The 19,795-nt window shown below is 56.5% G+C and carries 25 protein-coding genes and 1 pseudogene; 19 read left to right on the forward strand and 7 right to left on the reverse strand.

Annotated features, from left to right (window positions below; all coding sequences use genetic code 11):
* Positions 1-2 precede the first annotated feature (2 nt).
* Positions 3-569: an antirestriction protein ArdA gene (locus B3527_RS05895; RefSeq protein ID WP_290479290.1), complete on the reverse strand. Its 567-nt coding sequence runs from the start codon at positions 567-569 to the stop codon at positions 3-5.
* Positions 570-924: 355 nt separating this feature from the next.
* Here B3527_RS05895 and B3527_RS05900 point away from each other — a divergent pair, with 355 nt between their 5' ends.
* A complete protein-coding gene (locus B3527_RS05900; RefSeq protein WP_290479289.1) occupies positions 925-1,764 on the forward strand; it encodes a class I SAM-dependent methyltransferase in 840 nt (279 codons plus the stop codon).
* A gap of 13 nt (positions 1,765-1,777) precedes the next feature.
* On the opposite strand, the gene B3527_RS05905 is transcribed toward B3527_RS05900, so the two are convergent.
* The 5 genes from B3527_RS05905 to B3527_RS05925 all read right to left on the reverse strand — a co-directional run bounded on the left by B3527_RS05905 (position 1,778) and on the right by B3527_RS05925 (position 4,028).
* A complete protein-coding gene (locus B3527_RS05905) occupies positions 1,778-2,437 on the reverse strand; it encodes a Crp/Fnr family transcriptional regulator (RefSeq protein WP_290481984.1) in 660 nt (219 codons plus the stop codon).
* Entirely contained in the window at positions 2,434-2,769 is a 336-nt protein-coding gene (locus B3527_RS05910; RefSeq protein WP_290479287.1) for a hypothetical protein, read from the reverse strand. The genes B3527_RS05905 and B3527_RS05910 overlap by 4 nt, the downstream gene beginning before the upstream one ends.
* A gap of 93 nt (positions 2,770-2,862) precedes the next feature.
* The gene (locus tag B3527_RS05915) at positions 2,863-3,081 is read right to left on the reverse strand and encodes a YgaP family membrane protein (RefSeq protein WP_290479286.1); all 219 of its coding nucleotides are present in this window, start codon (positions 3,079-3,081) and stop codon (positions 2,863-2,865) included.
* An 85-nt stretch (positions 3,082-3,166) separates the two neighbouring features.
* A complete protein-coding gene (locus tag B3527_RS05920; protein WP_290479285.1) occupies positions 3,167-3,601 on the reverse strand; it encodes a DUF6691 family protein in 435 nt (144 codons plus the stop codon).
* Position 3,602: 1 nt separating this feature from the next.
* Positions 3,603-4,028, reverse strand: coding sequence for a YeeE/YedE family protein (locus B3527_RS05925; RefSeq protein WP_290479284.1), 426 nt, complete (start codon positions 4,026-4,028; stop codon positions 3,603-3,605).
* An 89-nt stretch (positions 4,029-4,117) separates the two neighbouring features.
* Between B3527_RS05925 and B3527_RS05930 the strand changes: the two genes are divergently transcribed.
* The 7 genes from B3527_RS05930 (at position 4,118) to B3527_RS05960 (ending at position 12,318) form a co-directional block, all read left to right on the forward strand.
* Positions 4,118-4,777, forward strand: coding sequence for a peroxiredoxin (locus B3527_RS05930; RefSeq protein ID WP_290479283.1), 660 nt, complete (start codon positions 4,118-4,120; stop codon positions 4,775-4,777).
* Positions 4,774-5,169, forward strand: a complete 396-nt coding sequence (locus B3527_RS05935; RefSeq protein WP_290479282.1) for an ArsR/SmtB family transcription factor — start codon at positions 4,774-4,776, stop codon at positions 5,167-5,169. Before B3527_RS05930 ends, B3527_RS05935 begins: the two co-directional genes overlap by 4 nt.
* A 20-nt stretch (positions 5,170-5,189) precedes the next feature.
* A complete protein-coding gene (locus B3527_RS05940) occupies positions 5,190-6,056 on the forward strand; it encodes an MBL fold metallo-hydrolase (RefSeq protein WP_290479281.1) in 867 nt (288 codons plus the stop codon).
* A gap of 32 nt (positions 6,057-6,088) precedes the next feature.
* Positions 6,089-7,828 carry a bifunctional protein tyrosine phosphatase family protein/NAD(P)/FAD-dependent oxidoreductase gene (locus tag B3527_RS05945; RefSeq protein WP_290479280.1) on the forward strand — a complete coding sequence of 580 codons (1,740 nt, stop codon included), beginning with the start codon at positions 6,089-6,091 and terminating at the stop codon, positions 7,826-7,828.
* Between the two features lie 103 nt (positions 7,829-7,931).
* Positions 7,932-9,737: a SulP family inorganic anion transporter gene (locus B3527_RS05950; RefSeq protein ID WP_290479279.1), complete on the forward strand. Its 1,806-nt coding sequence runs from the start codon at positions 7,932-7,934 to the stop codon at positions 9,735-9,737.
* 5 nt (positions 9,738-9,742) lie between these two features.
* Positions 9,743-10,933: a DUF3422 domain-containing protein gene (locus tag B3527_RS05955; protein WP_290479278.1), complete on the forward strand. Its 1,191-nt coding sequence runs from the start codon at positions 9,743-9,745 to the stop codon at positions 10,931-10,933.
* Positions 10,934-10,953: 20 nt separating this feature from the next.
* Positions 10,954-12,318 (forward strand): MBL fold metallo-hydrolase, encoded by a 1,365-nt coding sequence (locus B3527_RS05960; RefSeq protein WP_290479277.1) that lies wholly within the window; start codon positions 10,954-10,956, stop codon positions 12,316-12,318.
* Here the strand turns inward: B3527_RS05960 and B3527_RS05965 are convergent.
* Entirely contained in the window at positions 12,315-12,788 is a 474-nt protein-coding gene (locus B3527_RS05965) for an RrF2 family transcriptional regulator (protein WP_290479276.1), read from the reverse strand. The two genes, B3527_RS05960 and B3527_RS05965, sit on opposite strands and share 4 nt — an antisense overlap.
* A 128-nt stretch (positions 12,789-12,916) precedes the next feature.
* Here B3527_RS05965 and B3527_RS05970 point away from each other — a divergent pair, with 128 nt between their 5' ends.
* The 11 genes and pseudogenes from B3527_RS05970 to B3527_RS06020 all read left to right on the forward strand — a co-directional run.
* On the forward strand, positions 12,917-14,323 hold the full coding sequence (locus B3527_RS05970) for a cytochrome ubiquinol oxidase subunit I (protein WP_290479275.1): 1,407 nt from the start codon (positions 12,917-12,919) through the stop codon (positions 14,321-14,323).
* Between the two features lie 11 nt (positions 14,324-14,334).
* Positions 14,335-15,336 (forward strand): cytochrome d ubiquinol oxidase subunit II, encoded by a 1,002-nt coding sequence (gene cydB / locus B3527_RS05975; RefSeq protein WP_290479274.1) that lies wholly within the window; start codon positions 14,335-14,337, stop codon positions 15,334-15,336.
* Complete coding sequence (locus B3527_RS05980) at positions 15,336-15,464, forward strand: hypothetical protein (RefSeq protein ID WP_290479273.1); 129 nt, start codon at positions 15,336-15,338, stop codon at positions 15,462-15,464. The genes cydB and B3527_RS05980 overlap by 1 nt, the downstream gene beginning before the upstream one ends.
* 254 nt (positions 15,465-15,718) lie before the next feature.
* Positions 15,719-16,195 (forward strand): ferritin-like domain-containing protein, encoded by a 477-nt coding sequence (locus tag B3527_RS05985; RefSeq protein WP_290479272.1) that lies wholly within the window; start codon positions 15,719-15,721, stop codon positions 16,193-16,195.
* On the forward strand, positions 16,192-16,656 hold the full coding sequence (locus B3527_RS05990; protein ID WP_290479271.1) for a hypothetical protein: 465 nt from the start codon (positions 16,192-16,194) through the stop codon (positions 16,654-16,656). Before B3527_RS05985 ends, B3527_RS05990 begins: the two co-directional genes overlap by 4 nt.
* Position 16,657: 1 nt before the next feature.
* Positions 16,658-17,167: a hypothetical protein gene (locus tag B3527_RS05995; RefSeq protein WP_290479270.1), complete on the forward strand. Its 510-nt coding sequence runs from the start codon at positions 16,658-16,660 to the stop codon at positions 17,165-17,167.
* A gap of 125 nt (positions 17,168-17,292) precedes the next feature.
* Positions 17,293-17,922 carry a peroxiredoxin gene (locus B3527_RS06000; RefSeq protein WP_290479269.1) on the forward strand — a complete coding sequence of 210 codons (630 nt, stop codon included), beginning with the start codon at positions 17,293-17,295 and terminating at the stop codon, positions 17,920-17,922.
* Positions 17,923-17,983: 61 nt separating this feature from the next.
* A complete protein-coding gene (locus tag B3527_RS06005; protein WP_290479268.1) occupies positions 17,984-18,337 on the forward strand; it encodes a DUF983 domain-containing protein in 354 nt (117 codons plus the stop codon).
* Between the two features lie 20 nt (positions 18,338-18,357).
* Entirely contained in the window at positions 18,358-18,825 is a 468-nt protein-coding gene (locus B3527_RS06010) for a Dps family protein (RefSeq protein ID WP_290479267.1), read from the forward strand.
* A 54-nt stretch (positions 18,826-18,879) separates the two neighbouring features.
* Complete coding sequence (locus B3527_RS06015; RefSeq protein WP_290479266.1) at positions 18,880-19,443, forward strand: rhodanese-like domain-containing protein; 564 nt, start codon at positions 18,880-18,882, stop codon at positions 19,441-19,443.
* A pseudogene (locus B3527_RS06020) lies at positions 19,433-19,795 on the forward strand (hypothetical protein); the annotation flags it as partial. The gene B3527_RS06015 and the pseudogene B3527_RS06020, both read left to right, overlap by 11 nt.

The raw sequence follows: 19,795 nt of genomic DNA on the forward strand, positions 1-19,795 counted from the left end.
GACTATCGGCTCCAGAACACGTGGACTTCATCGAAGCCCGTCTGGAACACCATGATCTCGCCATTTAGGGCCATGTCGCGGGCAAGCGCCTGCCAATCGATATAGTATTGCAAGCTGTCTGGAATCTCGGTGCCGATGTCATCGTGCAGGCTCTCGGCAAAATCCGCCGCGCTTTTATATTCGCCAGCATAATCGTCAAAGGCTGCGCGCGCTTGGTCGAGATCACAGGCAAAGCACTCGTAGAGTTTCGCGCCGAGCTCACCATGCTCTTCAAGGAAAGCGGCAAGCTCGCACACCGTGTCAAAGCCCGCATATTCAGAAATATTGCAGCCGTAGAAATTGTCATAATCGTGGATCGCCCATTCTTCAGCGTCCGGCTCCGGCGATGCGGCAAGCATAGCGTTCACCTGCTCCCACACTTTGTGCGGGTCGGTGGCGTCAATCCAGCGCCCATGCAGGCGGCCATTATTGTAAGCGGCTAGGCAAGCCACATAGATACGGGGCGTGTCCAAAGTCGTGGAAGCTAGGGTTGCTACAAGGGGTGCAATGCTCGCGTGTTGGTCAGTCATGTCAGTCTCCTTCCGCCGCTCGCATTCTTTCCCCGGCTGGCGGGGGTGGGCGGCGAAAAGGTGCTCAGCCAGAGCGCATAAGGGCGCTGCGCAAGGGGCTGCTGAAGGTAGGACACCTAAAGACGTTCAAAGATGAAAAAGACCCGCCCCCTTGCGCGGCGACCGCGCTCTGGCAGACGCACCGTCCGCCCAGACCCGTCTGCTGGGAGAGATATTGAGGCGGAAGGACGCAACAGACGGACGATCGCCGCATTGGGATGCGACCAAATTGGCAAGGAAGCGATTTCGCGCTTGCCATATACGGACGAAGCCGAAAAGAGTGATGGGGAATATCACTTTTAATCAGGACGGGCAGATGAGCAACAAGGATCAGATTGACTATTGGAACGGTCCAGGCGGCGAGAAATGGGTCACTCATGCGGACAGGCTCGATGGGCTATTAGCGCCATTTGCCGAGGCGGTGCTTGATCAGGCGCAATTGCAATCTGGGGAAAGTGTGCTCGACATTGGATGCGGGGCGGGCGCCCTCTCGCTGAAGGCGGCAGGCCAAGTTGGTGAAATGCGCGGGGTGCGCGGCGTCGATGTTTCACGCCCGCTCGTCGGTCTCGCATCGCAAAGAGCTGCCTTATCGGGAGCGCCGGCAAAGTTTGAGGTCGCCGATGCAAGCGCGTATCGCGCCCCGGATCCGATCGACGCTGTAATTTCCCGGTTCGGTGTCATGTTTTTCGAAGATCCGGTCTCCGCTTTCGCGAATATTCGGATCAGTGTGCGGCCGGAGGGTCGGATCGTCTTTGCCTGCTGGCAGTCATTGGCGCTTAACGACTGGGCGAGCGCGCCGCTCGAAGCTGCTATACCCCTGCTACCTGCGCCGCCAACACCGCCGCCTGCAGGCGCGCCGGGCCCGTTTGCATTCGCTGATCGCGACTATGTCTCGTCCATATTGCGTGATGCTGGATGGCGCGGGATCGCGGTTACACCATGGCAAGACAATTTGCGCTTACCTGGAAATTCGATCGCTGAGGTGGCGGGGTTCATGATGGAACTCGGCCCCGTCGCTCGCCTCGTCAAAGAGGCGGGCGTCGACCTCGCCAAGGTTGAGATGGCTTTGCAGACCTCACTCGAGCTTCATCTGCAAAAGGACGGGCATGTTTACATGCCCGCGGCAGCCTGGATCGTTTCTGCGACCGCCTCCTAAAGCGAAATGGCCTCTATCGCGAGAGCCGGCCGAGGGCTTCGCGATTCAGAACTTTCAAAACGCCGCGATGCAGCTCAACCCATGACTGCTTTTCCCAATCCTTGAGCTTGCGACTGACGACTTCCCGCGCGGTCCCCAACTCGTCAGCAATGGACTTGTGAGAGAGTGAGATCATGTCTGAATGATCAGCGCGGATCAAAAGAAACTCGGCCAGCTCCGCGCTCAAGTCTCTGGATGTGAGACGATCGACTAGCGCCGTCATTTCCGCAATCCGGCCGGCATAATCTGAGAGAAGGAAGCGCATCATGTCGGGAGAGGCTTGCAAGGCTTCTCGAAAGGCCGAGGACGGAATCGTGATCAGTTCCAGGTCGGTCTCAGCAACGCCTTCGGCATAATAAGGGCTCTCTGACAACAGACAGGAGGTTGTCAGGGCGCATGACTGTCCCGGCAGAAGCCGAAACAGCGTCATGTCCCGCCCGGTTTTGGTCGAGAGCTGCACACGGGCCTCACCCGATGCGACGATAACAAAATTCTCGCAAACATCTCCCGACGCGAACAGCTTTGCGCCGACAGGCGCTGCAGACACCGTCGCAGCGGATGCAAGAGCCTGGATAGCTTTCGTGTTTGAGCTCATCGAAAAGAGCTTTGAAAGATGTTCAATCACCAGGCTCATAAAGCCCAGCCAATGGCTGTTCTTGCATCAAGGACAAGCGAGGTTGCCATAATGGCACTCGCAGCTAAGAACCAGACGCGATAAATCAAACCTGAACGACCCTCAAAATCAGAGATCCGCCGTGTCGCCGCGCTCGGCCTCCAGATCATCCATAAAACGGGCGTCCAGAAAATCAGATGTACGCTCGTGCCGATCATTGTTCGGCTAAACGCGGGAAAAAACGCCTTGATCAGGATTAGGCCAAGAATGTTCACGAGCGTAGCGGCGAGGATCCAGCGCGCGCCAGCTTTCCACGGCGCAAAGATTACGCTGCTCAGGAATGCAATGGACATGACCGCCATCCAAATGCGAACGCCTTGAGAATAAGTCGCTGCATCGGCCTGGTTTGCGGCCATTGCTTCCCTTATCAGATCAAGCATCGACGCTTAGTCCATGCTGCAGGTTCGCAGCCCGAAGATGCGGTAGAGCGGGCAAAACTTGATCATGCTTGTGCCGACCATAATGGCGCCGACAGCAACGAGCGCGATCCGCTCCCAGCCCCAACCGCCAGACGCTGCGATAGGTCCTACAAAGACCAGCGCGATGGCGGCGATGCCAATCAACAGGCGCAAAATACGATCAATAGTTCCAACATTGGCTGACATGATTATCTCCTCAAAAGTGATGTCGTGTCCTCGCCTAGCATCCCATTGGCGCCAGGGAGTGTGACTCGGTCACACAAGTAATGGCTTATGCCGCTGTGCGTTCTTTCGAGATTTGGTTGAACAGCTCAAAAAGGCCCATGCCTGCGGCCATGGACGCCATGAAGATGAAGATTGGCGGGCCGCCAAAGCTCAAGGCTGATATTGCAGGCCCTGGGCAGAGGCCCACGAGCCCCCATCCCGCACCAAAAAGTATGGCTCCAGTGGCGAGACGGGCATCGATTGACCGATTGCCCGGCACTTGGAACTGCGTCGCAAAGAGGGGCCGTTCGGCGCGCCAGACGATGCGATAACCGATGGCGGTGACCAGCAATGCCGCGCCCATGACAAATGCAAGCGAGGGATCCCAGTTTCCAAGAATATCCAGAAATGCGAGCACTTTGGCAGGGTTGACCATTTCCGAAAAAGTCAGTCCGAGGCCAAAGACCAAGCCAGCGATCAATGCAGATAGATTGCGGCCCATATCAGCCTCCCAATACGATTTTTGCGACGGCAACCGTGATCATGCCAGCAGCCATGAACAGACCGACAGACGCCATTGAGCGGGGTGATAGGCGTGCCAGGCCGCAAACACCGTGACCGCTTGTGCAGCCCGAGCCAAGGCGGGTCCCGAAGCCGACCAAAAGGCCGCCAGCTATGATCAGGCTCCAATTGTCCGTGATCTCAAATTTAGGCTGACTGCCCTGCACAAGTGTCCATAAAATCGGCGCCGCAATCAGACCAACGACAAACAGGACGCGCCAGAATTTATCGCCGCGTTCAGCAAAGACCGAGCCCGAAAAGACGCCGCTGATCCCTGCGATCCGGCCATTCAGCGCCATCAGCATGACGGCTGAGAGCCCGATCAGGGCTCCACCGATTGATGCGCTTATGGGGGTGAAGTTCTCCATGGGTCATACCTTTGTTAATTGATTTACAATCTTGTATTGACATATCTGTAAACTGTATTTTATTAACAGGCAAGCCAGAGATGTTCATCATGACCGAAACCGACACCGCACAGTCCTCACAGCCGCTCACCGCGCGCATTGACGATGTCGCACCAGACTTTACGGCGCGCACCACGCAAGGCGAAGTCAGCCTGTCTGACTATCGCGGACGGTGGCTGCTCTTCTTCTCGCATCCCGCGGATTTCACCCCGGTCTGCACGTCCGAGTTCGTCGCACTGCAAAAGGCGAAACCGCAATTCGATGAGCTAAACTGCGACTTGCTTGGCCTATCCATTGATAGTCTCTACGCCCACATCGCGTGGGTGAAAGATATCGAGGCACGGTTCGGCACGAAGATTACGTTTCCGATTATCGAAGACATTTCCATGGCCGTCAGCCGTATCTACGGCATGATCCATGAAGGCTCAGCGACAACGGCGGCGGTCCGCTCGGTCTTCTTCATCGATCCGGAGGGGTATGTCCGGGCGTTGATCCATTACCCGATGAATGTGGGACGCTCGGTTGAAGAGCTCCTGCGAGTCCTGAACGCCTTGCAGACCTCCGACGCCTGTCATCTTGCAACACCTGAGGGCTGGAAGCCGGGCGATGAGGCGGTCTTGCCGCCGCCGCTCGATCAAGCCGAAGCGGACAAACGGTCGGCCATGAATGGCGGCGCTTGGTATCTCACCCATGCCGAGGCGAACCAATGACCCCAATATCAAAAGATCTTGCACCCCTGGCAAACGAAGCGACTGAGCTTCTGAAAGCGCTCGCCCATCCTGAGCGTCTCATCATTTGCTGTCAGTTACGCGATACGGAAATGTCGGTCGGCGATATTGAAACGACCCTTGGCATTAAACAGCCGCGCCTATCGAGAGAGCTCTCAAAACTGCGCGACACCGGGCTCGTCACGACACGTAAAGAATCGAAGCTGGTCTTTTACACATTGAGCGACACGCCGCGTGTTCGGAGCATGATCGACGCGATCTGCGCCGTCATGCTTGGTAAAACAGCAATAAATTCGGCGGGTTCGACCGCCTCCCCCAAACCAAAACCCAATCGTCCCGGAGGTTATGGCGTGTTCGCCCGTACCGGGACTTAATCACTACTATGGAGCCAGAGATGCATTATCCAGAAGTCACCGGGTTCTTCGACGAAGCCACCTTCACAATCAGCTATGTGGTCACCGACCCTGAAACGAAAAAGTGCGCAGTCATCGACTCGCTGCTAGACTTTGACCAGGCTTCAGGGCGGACAAAAACGACGTCTGCTGACAGATTGATTGCCTTTGTCAAAGACCAGGGCCTGACATGTGAGTGGATTATTGACACCCATGTTCATGCCGACCACCTCACTGCAGCGCCGTACATTCGAGATCAGCTCGGCGGCAAGACAGCGATTGGTAACAAAATCCCGGTGGTACAGCGCATCTTCGGTGAAATCTTCAATGAGGGCCAGAGCTTCCACACAGATGGCAGCCAGTTCGACCACCTCTTCAAGCCCGGCGAGTCGTACCGTATCGGGAATATTGAGGCGCGCGCTCTGCCGACACCTGGGCATACGCCCGCCTGCATGACCCACCTGATCGGTGACGCCATGTTTGTTGGCGACACGATCTTCATGCCAGACTTTGGGTCAGCACGTTGCGACTTTCCTGGCGGTGATGCTGGTACGCTCTACGACTCCATCCAGATGCTGTTCGACTTCCCTGACGAGACGCGAATGTTCCTTTGCCACGACTACAAGGCACCAGGGCGCGACGAGTATGTTTGGGAAACCACAATTGGCGAACAGAAGCGTTCCAACATCCATGTGAAGGATGGCATTTCGCGCGATGACTTTATCAAGATGCGTTCCGAGCGTGATGCGACACTCGCCATGCCGAAACTGATCCTGCCATCTGTGCAGGTCAATATGCGGGCCGGAGACATGCCTCCGCCAGAGGACAATGGCGTTCGGTACATGAAGGTGCCGATCAACGCCCTGTAGGCTCAAATCATAAAATAGGGAGGAGGATTCCCATGGATATCAAGACGATTGCACCAGACCTGTCGGTCTCATCGCAAATAACAGCTCAGGACGTCGGCATCGCCGCGAGTCAGGGATTTAGATCTGTGATCATTAACCGTCCGAATGGCGAGTCTGCTGACCAGCCCGATCGCACGGAGATTGAGGGCGCGGCGCGTCGTCATGGTATGGAGGTGAGCTATGTACCGGTCGTGTCTGGAAAGGTCACCGACGCCGATGTTGAGGCCTTCGACAAAGCTCTGCATGAGCTGCCAGCGCCAGCGCTTGCTTATTGTCGAACTGGTACACGCTCGGCGACACTCTGGGCCCTCTCTCAGGCAGGTCATTTGTCAACCGATGCCATTCTCAAAACTGCATCGGGCGCAGGCTATGACTTGTCCGGGTTGCGGGCGCGTCTGGATGCGCGCGACAAGGCGGCTGACGGCGAAATCGGTCCGGTAAAGTCTCATGATGTCGTCATTATAGGCGGCGGCGCTGCTGGCATTTCAACTGCCGCGTCTATTCTCAAGCGCCGAAAGGGTGTGGATATTGCCATTGTGGAGCCACGCACCGAGCACTATTATCAGCCAGGCTGGACCCTGGTCGGCGGCGGCGTCTTCAAACGCGAACAGACAGAGCGTCCCATGGTCAAACTAATGCCGAAGGGCGTCCAGTGGATCCGCTCCGCCTGCGCCGGGTTTGACCCGGAACGCAATCAGGTCATCCTCGAAGATGGCGAGCGTATCGGCTACAAGACCCTTGTCGTGGCCCCAGGTCTGAAGCTCAACTGGGACGGCGTTGAGGGGCTTATAGACACCCTCGGCAAGAACGGCGTGACATCGAACTATCTCTTCGACATGGCTCCCTACACTTGGGAACTGGTCCAGGCGATGAAGGGTGGGCGAGCGCTCTTTACCCAACCACCTATGCCAATCAAATGCGCCGGCGCGCCACAAAAGGCCATGTATCTCGCCTGCGATGCCTGGAGCCGCAAAGGCGTTTTGAAAGACATAGACGTCGAATTTCATAATGCCGGCGGCGTCATCTTTGGCGTAAAGGAGTATGTTCCAGCGCTAATGAAATATGTCGACAAATACGGCATCGATCTTTGCTTCAGCGAAACACTCGTTGCAGTGGATGGCGAAAAGAAGACCGCCTTTTTCGACGTTAAAGACGCGGATGGAAATGTAACCCGTCAGGCCCGCGAATTCGACATGATGCATGTCTGTCCGCCCCAAACCTCGCTCGAATTCGTTGCGAACAGCCCCCTGGCCAATGAGGCCGGATGGGTCGATGTCAGCGGTGAGACCCTGCAACACACCCAGTATGGAAATGTGTTCGGTCTTGGCGATGCAGGTTCGACCCCGAACGCCAAGACCGCCGCGGCTGTCCGCAAGCAGGCACCAGTTGCCGCGCACAATGTGCTTTGTGTTCTCGACGGCAAGGCGCCAAACGCGATTTACAACGGTTATGGCTCCTGCCCATTGACGGTCGAGCGCGGCAAAATTGTACTTGCTGAATTCGCTTACGGCGGGAAACTCGATCCGACAGTGCCTCAATGGATGCTCAACGGCACCAAGGCGACTCGAGCGGGCTGGTTCCTGAAGGAGAAGATGCTGCCCAGCATCTATTTCGACATGATGCTGCGCGGCTCTGAGACCCTCGCCAAACCCAAGCTCCTCCCGCATCGGCCGGCTTCGCATGAGGCTCAACAAGCCGTTGACTTCAAGGATCCGTCGTCGAAAGCGGCGTAGACTTGACCTGAAGAAGGCCTGCCCGCGCTCGCGTCCTCCCACTCAGCCAGCCGCCGCAGGTCTTCTTCTTTTCTTCAAATTTCTTTCATCAGGCGGCGAACCGATGCGACTCGTAAAATACTTTCCAATTTTAGACTGGGGCCCGAAATACCGGGGCGATACCTTTGTCAACGACATGGTCGCAGCAGTGATCGTGACCATCATGCTGATCCCGCAATCGCTCGCCTATGCGCTGCTGGCGGGGCTGCCGCCTGAAATTGGGCTTTACGCCTCGATCCTGCCGCTGCTCGTCTACGCGATCTTTGGATCTTCCAGACAGCTCGCCGTCGGCCCGGTTGCAATCCTGTCTCTGATGACGGCGGCGGCGGCGGGCAAGATCGCAGCTCAGGGCAGTGCAGAATACATTCAGGCGGCACTTATCCTCGCGCTCCTGTCCGGCCTCATTCTGCTCGCCATGGGCCTTTTTCGCATGGGGTTCCTTGCAAACTTTCTCAGTCACCCCGTGGTCTCAGCCTTCATCACAGCGTCTGGGGTCATCATCGCTGCGTCTCAGATGAAGCACATTCTTGGCATTGATGCAGGCGGGCATAACCTCTTTGAGATTGTCGTCTCCCTCTTTGAAAAACTCCCCGAAACGAACTTACCCACACTCTATATTGGCGGCGCCTCGCTCATTTTTCTATTCTGGGTGCGCAAACAGTTTAAACCGCTACTCAAGGCGATAGGCCTTGGCGACAAAGCAGCAACCATCATCGCGCGGGCAGGTCCGGTCTTTGCGGTTGTCGTCGGTATTCTTGTGGTCGCGGGCATGGGCCTGGACAAACAGGGTGTCAAAATACTCGGCGACGTTCCTACCAGCCTTCCCGAGATTGGCGTCCCGACGTTCAATGCGGATATCTGGGTACAACTTCTCGGCTCTGCAGCGCTGATTAGCCTGATCGGCTTTGTGGAATCGGTTTCCGTTGGCCAGACACTCGCAGCGAAGAACCGAACGCGAATTGATCCGAACCAAGAGCTAATTGGCTTGGGTGCAGCGAGCGTTTCTGCTGGCGTCTCTTCAGGTTATCCGGTCACGGGTGGTCTCGCCCGCTCAGCGGTAAATTTCGACGCGGGCGCGGAAACGCCCGCCGCAGGTGCCTTCACAGCCGTCGGCATTGCGCTGGCCACGGTCTTCCTGACTCCATTTCTCTTCTATCTGCCACAGGCGGTACTCGCTGCGACCATCATTGTTGCGGTGCTGACGCTGGTAAACATTCCAGAAGTCATTAAGGTTTGGAAATATTCTAAATCGGATTTTGCTGCGATGGCGGCCACGATCTTCGTCACGCTCGGTTTCGGCGTGGAGCTCGGCGTCACAACTGGTGTCGTCCTGTCGCTCCTCTTGCACCTCTACAATACCAGCCGCCCGCACTTCGCGCTGGTTGGACAGGTTCCGGGCACCTACCATTTCCGCAATGTAAATCGTCACGCTGTCGTAATCTCCGACAAGGTGCTGACGGTCCGCATTGACGAGAGTCTTTATTTCGCCAATGCGCGTTTCCTAGAAGACACGGTTTATTGCATGCTCTCAAACCGGCCAGACATGGAGCACCTGGTTCTGATGTGCCCGGCTGTAAATCATATTGATGCAAGCGGTCTTGAAAGCCTGGAAGCCATCAATCACCGCCTTAAAGATGCAGGGGTCACACTTCACCTTTCCGAGGTGAAAGGGCCTGTAACCGATCGTCTTAAACGCACACATTTCATCGAAGAGCTGACCGGTCATATCTATCTTTCTCAGCACGCCGCAATGATGGACCTTGATGCAGACTGCGTAGCATCAGCCTTTGAAGATAACGTTCAGACGACCGAACCTGGCACGGATCCTTGCCCGTCTCTTCGCTATGCCGGTCTCGAAGCCGTGAGCTGAGACAGATGCCCGCAATTCACCCACAGCATGAAGATCGGCGCACCATACAGGACGAGGCGCATGCGCGTCCGCCGATGCCGATCGAGAAACCCGAAGCGCAGGCTTGGCACTGGGTTCTGCATGCACCCGCCGGTCAATGCGGGATCTGGCCGGAGGCATTCAGTCGAACAGCGAGACACCAACTAATTGAGTGTGGTGATGGCGTCATTCGGTATGAACGTCACACCGAGTTTGCAGCGATCACGTTCTTTGGTGAGACCGAACCCGGCGCGGCGACGCTGGATCTCATCGCAGCCTGCCCGGGGCCGCAGATCGCTGGCGCGAAGATCGTCATCTCCGAGACCGCAGACCCCGAGAACCTGTTCGGCGGGGCGCGCTTGTTCGGCGGCGAGGCGCTCTTTGATGGGGTGACTGTGTCCACTGACTTCCAGATCGACGACACAGGCCTTGTGACCTTTGCCGTCACCGGGACGTTCGAAGACGCATTTGCCAGGGGCCGCCTGGTCAAACGGCTGCTCGACCTAGAGACGTATCGCCTGGCGTCCTTGCTCGCATTGCCGCTCATTCGCCGGTTGACGCCCGAACTTGAAACCCTGGAGCGCCGAGCGATGGAGGCCACCGACACCATCGCCAGCAAGGCGGTCGATCTACAGAGTGCCGTAGAGGATCTGTCAGCAACCTTGAAAGATGTCGCGCGCTTCAAATCCAGCGCTGCGTTCCGGATATCAGCGGCTTACGCCTATGACGATCTGGTCGCCGCGCGCCTTGCAAGCCTTAATGAAACGCCGGTTGGCCAGCGCCAGACCATGAAAGGGTTTGTCGAACACCGCCTTCGCCCCGGCATAAATTCCATACGCGCCTTTGAAGCGAGAACTGAACGCGTGGCCAAGACTGTGGCAGATGCTTTGGCGCTTGCCCGGACACAGCTCGATCAGGTGGCGCAGCGAAACGCCGAAGCGCTCTTGAGCTCGATGGAGAAACGCGCCCGCCAACAAGTTCACCTGTCACAGGCCGTCGAAGGGCTCTCGGTTGCCGCCATCACCTATTATCTCGTCGGCCTCGTCGGTACAGCCCTGAAAGCGCTACCTGAAACCGGAATTCCGATTAGCCAGATCCAGGCTGTCAGCATTCCGCTCATCGCGCTCTTTGTGTGGTGGAACGTTCGCCGCGCCAAGGGATTGCTTGAGACGCTCTAAGCACATGAAAGACACGAACTATGTATCTGGAACGTATTGAAACAACAGGTCTTGCCCATTTCTCCTATCTGATCTGCGATGGCGGCGTTGCCGCTGTGATTGATCCGCGCCGGGATGTCGATATCTATCTTGAGATCGCGCGCCGCGAGAGCGTGGAAATCCGGCACATCTTTGAAACCCACCGCAACGAGGATTTGATCTCGGGCGCAGCCACCTTGTCAAAACTGACAGGCGCGCGCGTTTATCATGGTCCAAACCCAGCTGGACACATCGCTTATGCGGACATCGTTTCCGAACCTTTTCATGTAGCGGCTGGAAACCTCCGCCTAGAGGTGTTGGAAACGCCAGGACATACAGACGACTCCATATCGATCGCGATTTATGATGAGGCTTATCCGGACGGCGCTGTCGGCGTCTTTACAGGCGACGCGCTATTTGTCGGCGACGTCGGGCGAACAGACTTCTATCAGGACCGCGAAGCAGAGATGGCGGGCAAGCTCTGGGACAGTCTTCAGAAGCTTCTCGCGCTTGGCGACCAGGTCATTGTCTATCCCGCCCATGGCGCGGGATCGGTTTGCGGTTCGGGTGTTGCGGAGCGCGCCTTCTCTACGCTTGGTCATGAGCGACGGAATAATCGCCGGCTATCGCTTGCCTCTCGCGAAGCTTTCGTGGCCGCAAAAACAGCCGAGCATCACTATCAGCCGCCCTATTTCAGCTTTGTCGAGCGATTGAACCTCGAAGGCGCAGCGCCGAGAAACAACAGTTTTTCACCGCCCATTTTAAGCCTTAAAGACCTGCGGGCCCGTGAGCCGGATCATTTGATTGATATCCGGTCTGTCACAGGTTTTCTCGGCGGCCATGTCGAGGGCGCGCAAGCGCTTCCTGTATCCATGATTTCGGCCTTTGCAGGCTGGTATATTGGTGAGGCGGAGACAATCGGCCTGATCGCCGACAGGGCCGAGGATGTGACGATTGCAATCAATCATCTTGGCCGGATCGGGTTTGATCAGGTCATTGGCGCCACTCTCAACCCACTCGCTATGGCGGCATCCGGCACGCCGCTGAAAACGGTTCCGATCGTAGATCTCGACACAGTCGCTGAACGGACAAAAACGTCAGATGGCTGGACCCTGTTGGACGTGCGCTCGATTGAGGAGTTCGAGGCGGGGCACGTCCCCGGCGCAAGCCATTTCTATGTCGGCGATGTGTTGGCAGCGTGCGATAAGCCTGACCTGTCTGGGCCTGCCACAATCATGTGTGGCAGCGGTGCGCGGGCGACGGTCGCAGCCTCCGCACTTCTACGTTGCGGCTATACCGACATCGACGTCTTTATCGGATCATTCAAAGCCTGGCAGGCCGCAGGCAAGTCAGTTGAGGGCGCTTAATCATGCCCTGCGGACTGCATCGCCTGCTGAGTCGCCTGATTGGCCATCAACCGCTCGATCAAGACCGGGCCGTCGGCGATCATATCGGCGAGCGTGACCTTGTCGAGTTCGGCAAAGAAGGCCTTAAGCCCGGCGCGAAACAGCACGCTGAGCTTGCAGACCCCGATCAAGGGGCAGGTATTGCTCTCGGGATTGAAGCATTCGACCAGTTCAAGGTCGCCTTCGGTGTGGCGGACCACTTCGCCGATCACAATGTCTTCTGGTGCGCGCCCGAGCCGAACGCCGCCGCTGCGACCACGAACATTTTCCAGATAACCCAATTGACCAAGTTGGCGCGCCGCCTTCAGCAGATGCGCGCGCGAAATGCCGTAAGCATCAGACACATCTTCCATACGGACCAGTTGGCTGGGATGCAGCGCACAAAACATAAGCGTGCGCAGCGCATAATTTGTGTAGGCGGTCAGTCTCAAGCGGCGCTCCCTGATCAATTCTGTCACATGCGACATAAAGTGTTATCGAAAATAGCACTTATACGTTTAAGTAGTCTTTCAAATGACACTTTATATGTCGCCCGTCAATTTATGAGAGGTAAAGCCTCATGTTAGAAGCTCTCGACGCCGTACTCCTCGCGCGCATACAATTCGCCTTTACGGTCAGTTTTCACATCATCTTTCCAGCCTTCTCGATTGGCCTGGCCTCCTATCTTATGGTGCTGGAAGGCCTGTGGCTGAAAACCGACAATCCAGTCTATTTGCGCCTGTTCAAATACTGGCGGAAGATATTCGCTGTCGCGTTCGGCATGGGCGTCGTCTCTGGCATCGTCATGTCTTACCAGTTCGGCACCAATTGGAGCGTCTTCTCAGACAAAGCTGGCCCAGTGATCGGGCCCCTTATGGCCTATGAAGTTCTGACCGCCTTTTTCCTCGAAGCAGGTTTTCTTGGTGTGATGCTATTTGGCATGGGCCGGGTGTCCAAAAAGCTCCACTTCCTGGCCACGATCATGGTCGCCTTTGGAACGCTTCTGTCAGCGACATGGATCCTCTCGGTCAACAGCTGGATGCAGACACCGGCGGGGTTCTCCATCAACGAGGTCGGCCAGTTCGTGCCTGAAAACTGGTGGGCGATCGTTTTCAACCCATCCTTCCCTTATCGCCTCGTGCATATGGTGCTCGCCGCTTATCTGACGACCTCACTTGTCGTCGGCGCGGTCGGCGCACTGCACCTCTTGCGCAACAAGACCAATCTCGAAGCGCGCAAGATGTTCTCCATGGCGATGTGGATGCTGGCCATCGTCGCGCCCTTGCAAGTTGTGGCGGGCGACTTTCACGGCGTGAACACTTACGAGCACCAGCCTGTGAAAGTCATGGCCATGGAGGGCCATTATGAGAGCCACCCGGAAGGTGCGCCGCTCTACCTGTTCGGCATCCCGAATGAAGAGGAGCAACGTCTCGACTATGCCGTTGGCATTCCAAAACTCTCATCTCTAATCATCAAGCACGACCTCAATGCCCCGATGAAGGGCCTCGACACCGTGCCGGATGAGTTGCAGCCGCCTGTGCCTGTCGTCTTCTGGAGCTTCCGTATTATGGTCGGCCTCGGCATGCTGATGATGCTCGTCGGGTTTATCAGCCTGTTCTTGCGCTGGCGCAAAAGTCTCTATGATACGCCGCTCTTCCATCGCCTCGCCATGCTAATGGGGCCGACAGGATTTGTCGCCGTGCTTGCAGGTTGGATCACGACCGAAGTCGGCCGCCAGCCCTACACCGTTTACGGCCATCTGATGACGATCGAGTCGATTGCCCCGGTTGAAGCCCCTGCCGTCGCCGCCTCGCTGATTGCCTTCATTTTCGTCTACTTCGCCCTGTTCGGCGCGGGCACCTATTACATCCTGAAAATGATGAACAAGCTGCCGGGTGACGTCGCACCGCTTCCAGAAACCCCAACCCGGACAGCTGGCACAACCCAGCTCGCCGCCAAGCGCCCTGACGCGCTTCCGGCAGAATAGGAGGCGTCTCAATGTTTGATCTCCCTACGATTTGGGCCGGGCTGCTTGCCCTCGCCATCTTCATCTATGTCATCCTTGATGGCTTCGATCTCGGGATTGGGATTGTCTTTCCCTTCCTCAAGAATGATGCCGACCGTGACGTCGCCATGAACTCAGTTGCCCCGGTATGGGACGGCAATGAGACCTGGCTTGTCCTCGGCGGCGGCGGCCTGTTTGCAGCATTTCCGCTCGCTTATGCCGTGGTGATGCCAGCGCTCTATGCGCCCTTCATCATCATGATCCTGGCTTTGGTCTTTCGCGGCGTCGCTTTTGAGTATCGCTGGCGTGACAAGGCCCATGAGAAGATCTGGGACCGATCTTTCTTTTTCGGATCACTGATCGCGACGTTCTGCCAGGGCATTGTTTTGGGCGCCTTCGTTCAGGGTATCGAAGTTGATGGCCGCGCCTATGGCGGCGGCTGGTGGGATTGGCTGACGCCATTCACCGTGACGTGCGGAATCGCCTTGGTGGCAGGATACGCCTTACTGGGCACGACCTGGCTGGTGTTAAAAACTGAAGGTACGTTGCGCGACAGCGCTTATCGCTTTGCCATACGCAGCGGGCTTGCGACGCTCGCCTTTGTCGGCATTGTCAGTCTCTGGACGCCGTTCCTCTCACCAGAGATTGCCGAACGCTGGTTCACCTTCCCGCAGCTTCTGTTTGTCCTGCCGGTGCCGACGCTCACCGCGATCCTCGCTGCAATCCTTGGTTGGAGTCTCATCAAACGAAAGGACGCTATTGCGTTCCCAACGACAATTGGTCTGTTCGCGCTCTGCTTTGCAGGGCTTGGCATCGGCATCACGCCCTACATTGTGCCGCGCGCGATTACGATCCAGGAGGCGGCCGCGCCTGATTCCAGCCTGCTCTTCATGTTGGTAGGCGCGGTTATCCTGCTGCCCCTCATTCTCGCTTACACCGCCTATTCCTACTGGGTATTTCGCGGAAAAGTCGATCCAGATGCGGGGTATCACTGATGCGGGAAGAAGATCGCGGTCATGTCGAAAAGACAGGCCTGAAAGAGATTGGCTGGTTTGTCGGGCTTTGGGCGCTGGGGGTTGCAGCAATCCTCATCGTCGGCGGCATTATCAAGCTGGTGATTTAGGAGATGCGCGCTTTGCCCCGGAACACCATCCGTAGCGCCCTTGGGTCTCTGAATGCGCGCAAGAAGGAACTCTTCTGGGTTTGGATTGCCTATCAGACCATCAAAGGCCTGCTCACGACCTCGCTCATCTGGGTTCCTTTATTCCTATTGTGGCGCGGCTAGACGAAAGGAAATTCCCCATGTGCAAGCAAAAGAGACATCGCCGACGAGGCGCGCATAAGCGGGCCTGTGTTGCAGCGGCGACAGTATCGGCCATGGTCCCTGCGACAAGCGCAGCACAAGCGCCGCTGCCAGAGCCTGTGATTGAAGCGCTTCATCTGGCGCTTGCCGATGAACGCCATGCCTTGGCGACTTATACGATCGTACTCGACCGTTTCGGCGATGTGAGACCCTTTATAAACATCGCCCGCGCAGAGCAGCGCCACATAGACGCGCTGCTTCCGCTCTATCAGCGCTACGGTGTAGCCGTACCTGTCGATGAAACCGAGATAGATCCCCGCACCGAAACGCTGGATCTGAAAGGTCTGTGCGAAATTGGTGTTGCAGCGGAGATTGAAAATGTCCGCTTGTATGATGAGGATCTTCTGCCTCGCGTCCAGAACTATCCCGACATTGCGCGTGTGTTGAACGCCTTGAGGGATGCCTCTGCTAACAATCATTTGCCTGCTTTCCAGCGTTGCGTCGCGCGAAGTGGGCGTCCCGGATATGGCGCAGGCGGAGGCCGCAAATGACGATCAAGCAAATATCCACAGCAGTCCTGACAGCTCTGGCTGTATCAGCCTGCGCGACCGCATCTGTGCCGGCAGCGTCGTTTCAAACCCTGGAACATGACACAATGATAACCATTATTACTGACCAAAATCCAGAAACCCAGTTGATGGCGCTTGTGTTGACGATGAGTGCCAAGGCGCAAGGCGAAACGCCGCGCATTTTACTCTGCAGCGCAGGCGGTGATCTTGGCCTTAAGGCGGCACCGGAAAGCGCGACAACGCCATTGGCGCCAAAAGGCACCAGCCCGCAAGGTTTGCTTAAAAAATTGATGAGCGAAGGGGTCCCCGTAGACGTATGTGCGATTTACCTTCCCAACCGGCCTTTTGGCGAAGAGGCGCTTTTGGATGGGGTGGGCGTTGCTACACCAGCTGAGATGGGGACTATCCTAGCCCAGCCCGGCGAAACTGTGTTGAGTTTTTGAGGTGGCGACCTTAACCCAAACTCTGGCCGTGGGCGTCATCGGTGCGCTCGCCGGTTGCGGCATAACTTATCTTGCTATGACCGGCGCACACTCAACCAAAGCTGAACCAACGATCATTGCGCCGCAGCCTATGGCTGAGCGCGCCGAGGATGGTCGCCTTGCCGTATATCTGACAGCAGAAGAGCGCGCCCACGTCCGCGAAGAAATGATCGCCTTTCTACAGGGCCTGCAGACGGCGTCTTATGCCCTTGCCGACAGCGACCGCGACCTGCTGCTAGAAACAGCCCAAGATATATCCAAAGGGGCCGGTGAACCGATTGGACGAACAATCCGGCAAAAGGTACCCGCGCCGTTCCGGGAGATGTCGCAAACAGTTCGGCACGAATTCGGCGCACTCGCTGACATGGCCAATGAGGCCCCAGTCGGGAATCTTCAACTGCAATTCTCAACCATTCTGAGTGGGTGTGCCGCCTGTCATGGCTCTTATGCCGTTGTGGAGCAGCAGCCATAGAGTAAATCGATACCTCATCGCATAATTATCAATTTTAAAAGTGTGATACAATATACTACTTTAAACCGGAACGTCAGCGTTCCTCCCAACGGACATCGTCCACAACCTCAAAACAGGAGCATATCATGTCTCTCAGAATCGGCGACACCGCCCCAAATTTCACGATCCCGACCACCAAGGGTGAGATCACTTTTCACGACTGGATCGGCGACAGCTGGGTCTTCTTCTTCAGTCACCCGGCAGACTTCACGCCGGTCTGCACGACCGAAATGGGCCGTACGGCGCAGCTGTCCCAGGAATTCGTCAATCGCAACACAAAACCACTCGGTCTCTCCACTGATACAGTCGAAGAGCACATCAAATGGATCGATGATGTGAATGACACACAAGACACCGATCTGGCTTTCCCGATTGTTGCCGACGCCGATCACAAGGTGGCTCAGCTCTACGACATGATTCACCCAGGTGAGAGTGAAACGGCTGCGGTCCGCTCGGTCTTCATCATCGACCCGAACAAGAAAATCCGCCTGACCATGACCTATCCGATGAGCGTCGGTCGCAACTTTGATGAAATTCTGCGTGTCATCGACGCGCTCCAGACCGGCGACAAATACGGGATCGCGACGCCAGCCGACTGGCTACCAGGCGGCAAGGTCATCATCCCGCCATCGGTGACCAATGAGCAAGCCAGCGTGAAATTCCCGCAGGGATGGGATGAGCTTCGTCCATATCTGCGCTTCACTGACGTCAAATAAAAAAACCTTGGCTTGCGCCGGATCTTCGCTGATCCGGCGCAGGCTTTCTTGGAGGCTTGTCATGTCTGTATCCGTCCCCCTGAAAGCCGCCCTTCGCGGGCGCTGCGGTGTTTGCGGCGAAGGCAAGCTGTTTCACGGCTATCTGAAACTCAAATCCAAATGCGACCATTGCCAGCAGGATTTCACAGTGGCAGATACCGCTGTCGGCTTCGCCATCATGATTTTGATGGCCCCGTTTTACTTCATTTTGCCGATCGCAGACATCTCAATTGCTGCAAAAATAGCAGGTTATGTCTTTGTGCTCGGCGCAACGTTTGGTCTCACACTATGGCTGTTACCGCTCGCCAAGGCTGCATTGTTTAATCTACAAATCCACCACCGCGCCGAAGAAGCGCAATTTGAAAAGAGAGGCTAAGACCTCAGAAAGACACGATCATGGATATCAATATTGGTATTTCCGAGTCCGACCGCCAACGTTCGGCTCAATCTGTCGCCAAACTATTGGCTGATACGTATACGCTTTATCTAAAAACCCACGGCTATCATTGGAATGTGGAAGGCCCTCATTTTCAACAATTACACGTTCAGTTTATGGACCAGTATACTGAAATGTGGACTGCGGTTGATGAGCTTGCTGAACGTATTCGCGCACTCGGCGAGTATGCGCCCGTCTCATATGGCGAGATGGCAAAGCTCTCGAGTATCAAAGAAGAGACGGGCCGTCCGGACTGGAAAGAAATGGTCGAAACGCTTGCAAAAGGCCATGAGCAAGTCGCGAAGTCCGCGCGCGATGTCCTGCGGATCGCAGAAGATATTGGCGACGATGCCACAGCTGATGTGGTCACGCCGCGCATCACACTGCACGAGAAAACGGCTTGGATGCTGAGAGCGACAGCCTCCTGAATTGTGTGACTCGGTCACTGTCCTGGACTAACAAGAGGCCCTATGACGGGCATAATGATGTTTCGTCTCATTCTGTTTTACGCGGCCCTTTCGATACCCGGTCTCTTGGGCAAGGCGATGGCGGACCCGGGAAAACTCGATCTGATCGCAAGCGATCTAGAAGCCTCCTTTCCCGAGATCGGACATCTCTCCACGGCGCATTTTGCGGATATGGTCGAGCAAGATGACGGCATCATTTTAGCCGATGTTCGCCGCGAAGCGGAGTATGCGGTCAGCCACATTCCAGGCGCGGTGCGTATCAGTCCGCGCGCTTCTGCCATGCAAGTTGCAGAAGCTATTGGCCCAAATGCGGCAAACAAGAGCGTGATCTTTTATTGCTCTGTCGGCGTGCGCTCTTCGAAGCTGGCGGACAAATCCAAGGACGCGCTGCAGGCAATTGGCACGCGCGAGATTTACAATCTGAGCGGCGGCATTTTTGCGTGGCACAATGAGAGCCGTCCGCTGGTCGATGAGAGCGGCGCGACAGATCTGGTGCACCCCTATGATCGAAATTGGGGCAAGCTGCTTGCGCGTCAGGGCTCAGTCGCCATGAGACCGGAACGCCGCCATGGCCAATGACCCAGTCACGCTTTTCGGACTGTCTGAGCCAGTTTTCAGGATGGGTGTCTTTCTGGCGGCATTCTTTCTGTTCTCGGCGCTGGAAGCGATGGCGCCGCGCCGACCGCGACTGCAATCTCGGCTGAAGCGCTGGACGACAAATACCGCAATGCTGGTCATCGCAACCGGTCTCGTGCGCGCGCTCCTCCTGATCGCCCCGTTATTGGCGATGACGGCAGCTGCGGGCCTCGCGGCCGAGCTTGGCTGGGGGCTCTTCAACCTGACGGGTCTACCGCTTTGGCTCGAAATCTGTCTTGCTGTCATGTTGCTCGATCTTGCGATTTGGCTTCAGCTGTTCCCCGTCAGCGACCAT

It is taken from the genome of Hyphomonas sp. UBA4505, assembly GCF_002388685.1.
Taxonomy (GTDB): Bacteria; Pseudomonadota; Alphaproteobacteria; order Caulobacterales; family Hyphomonadaceae; genus Hyphomonas.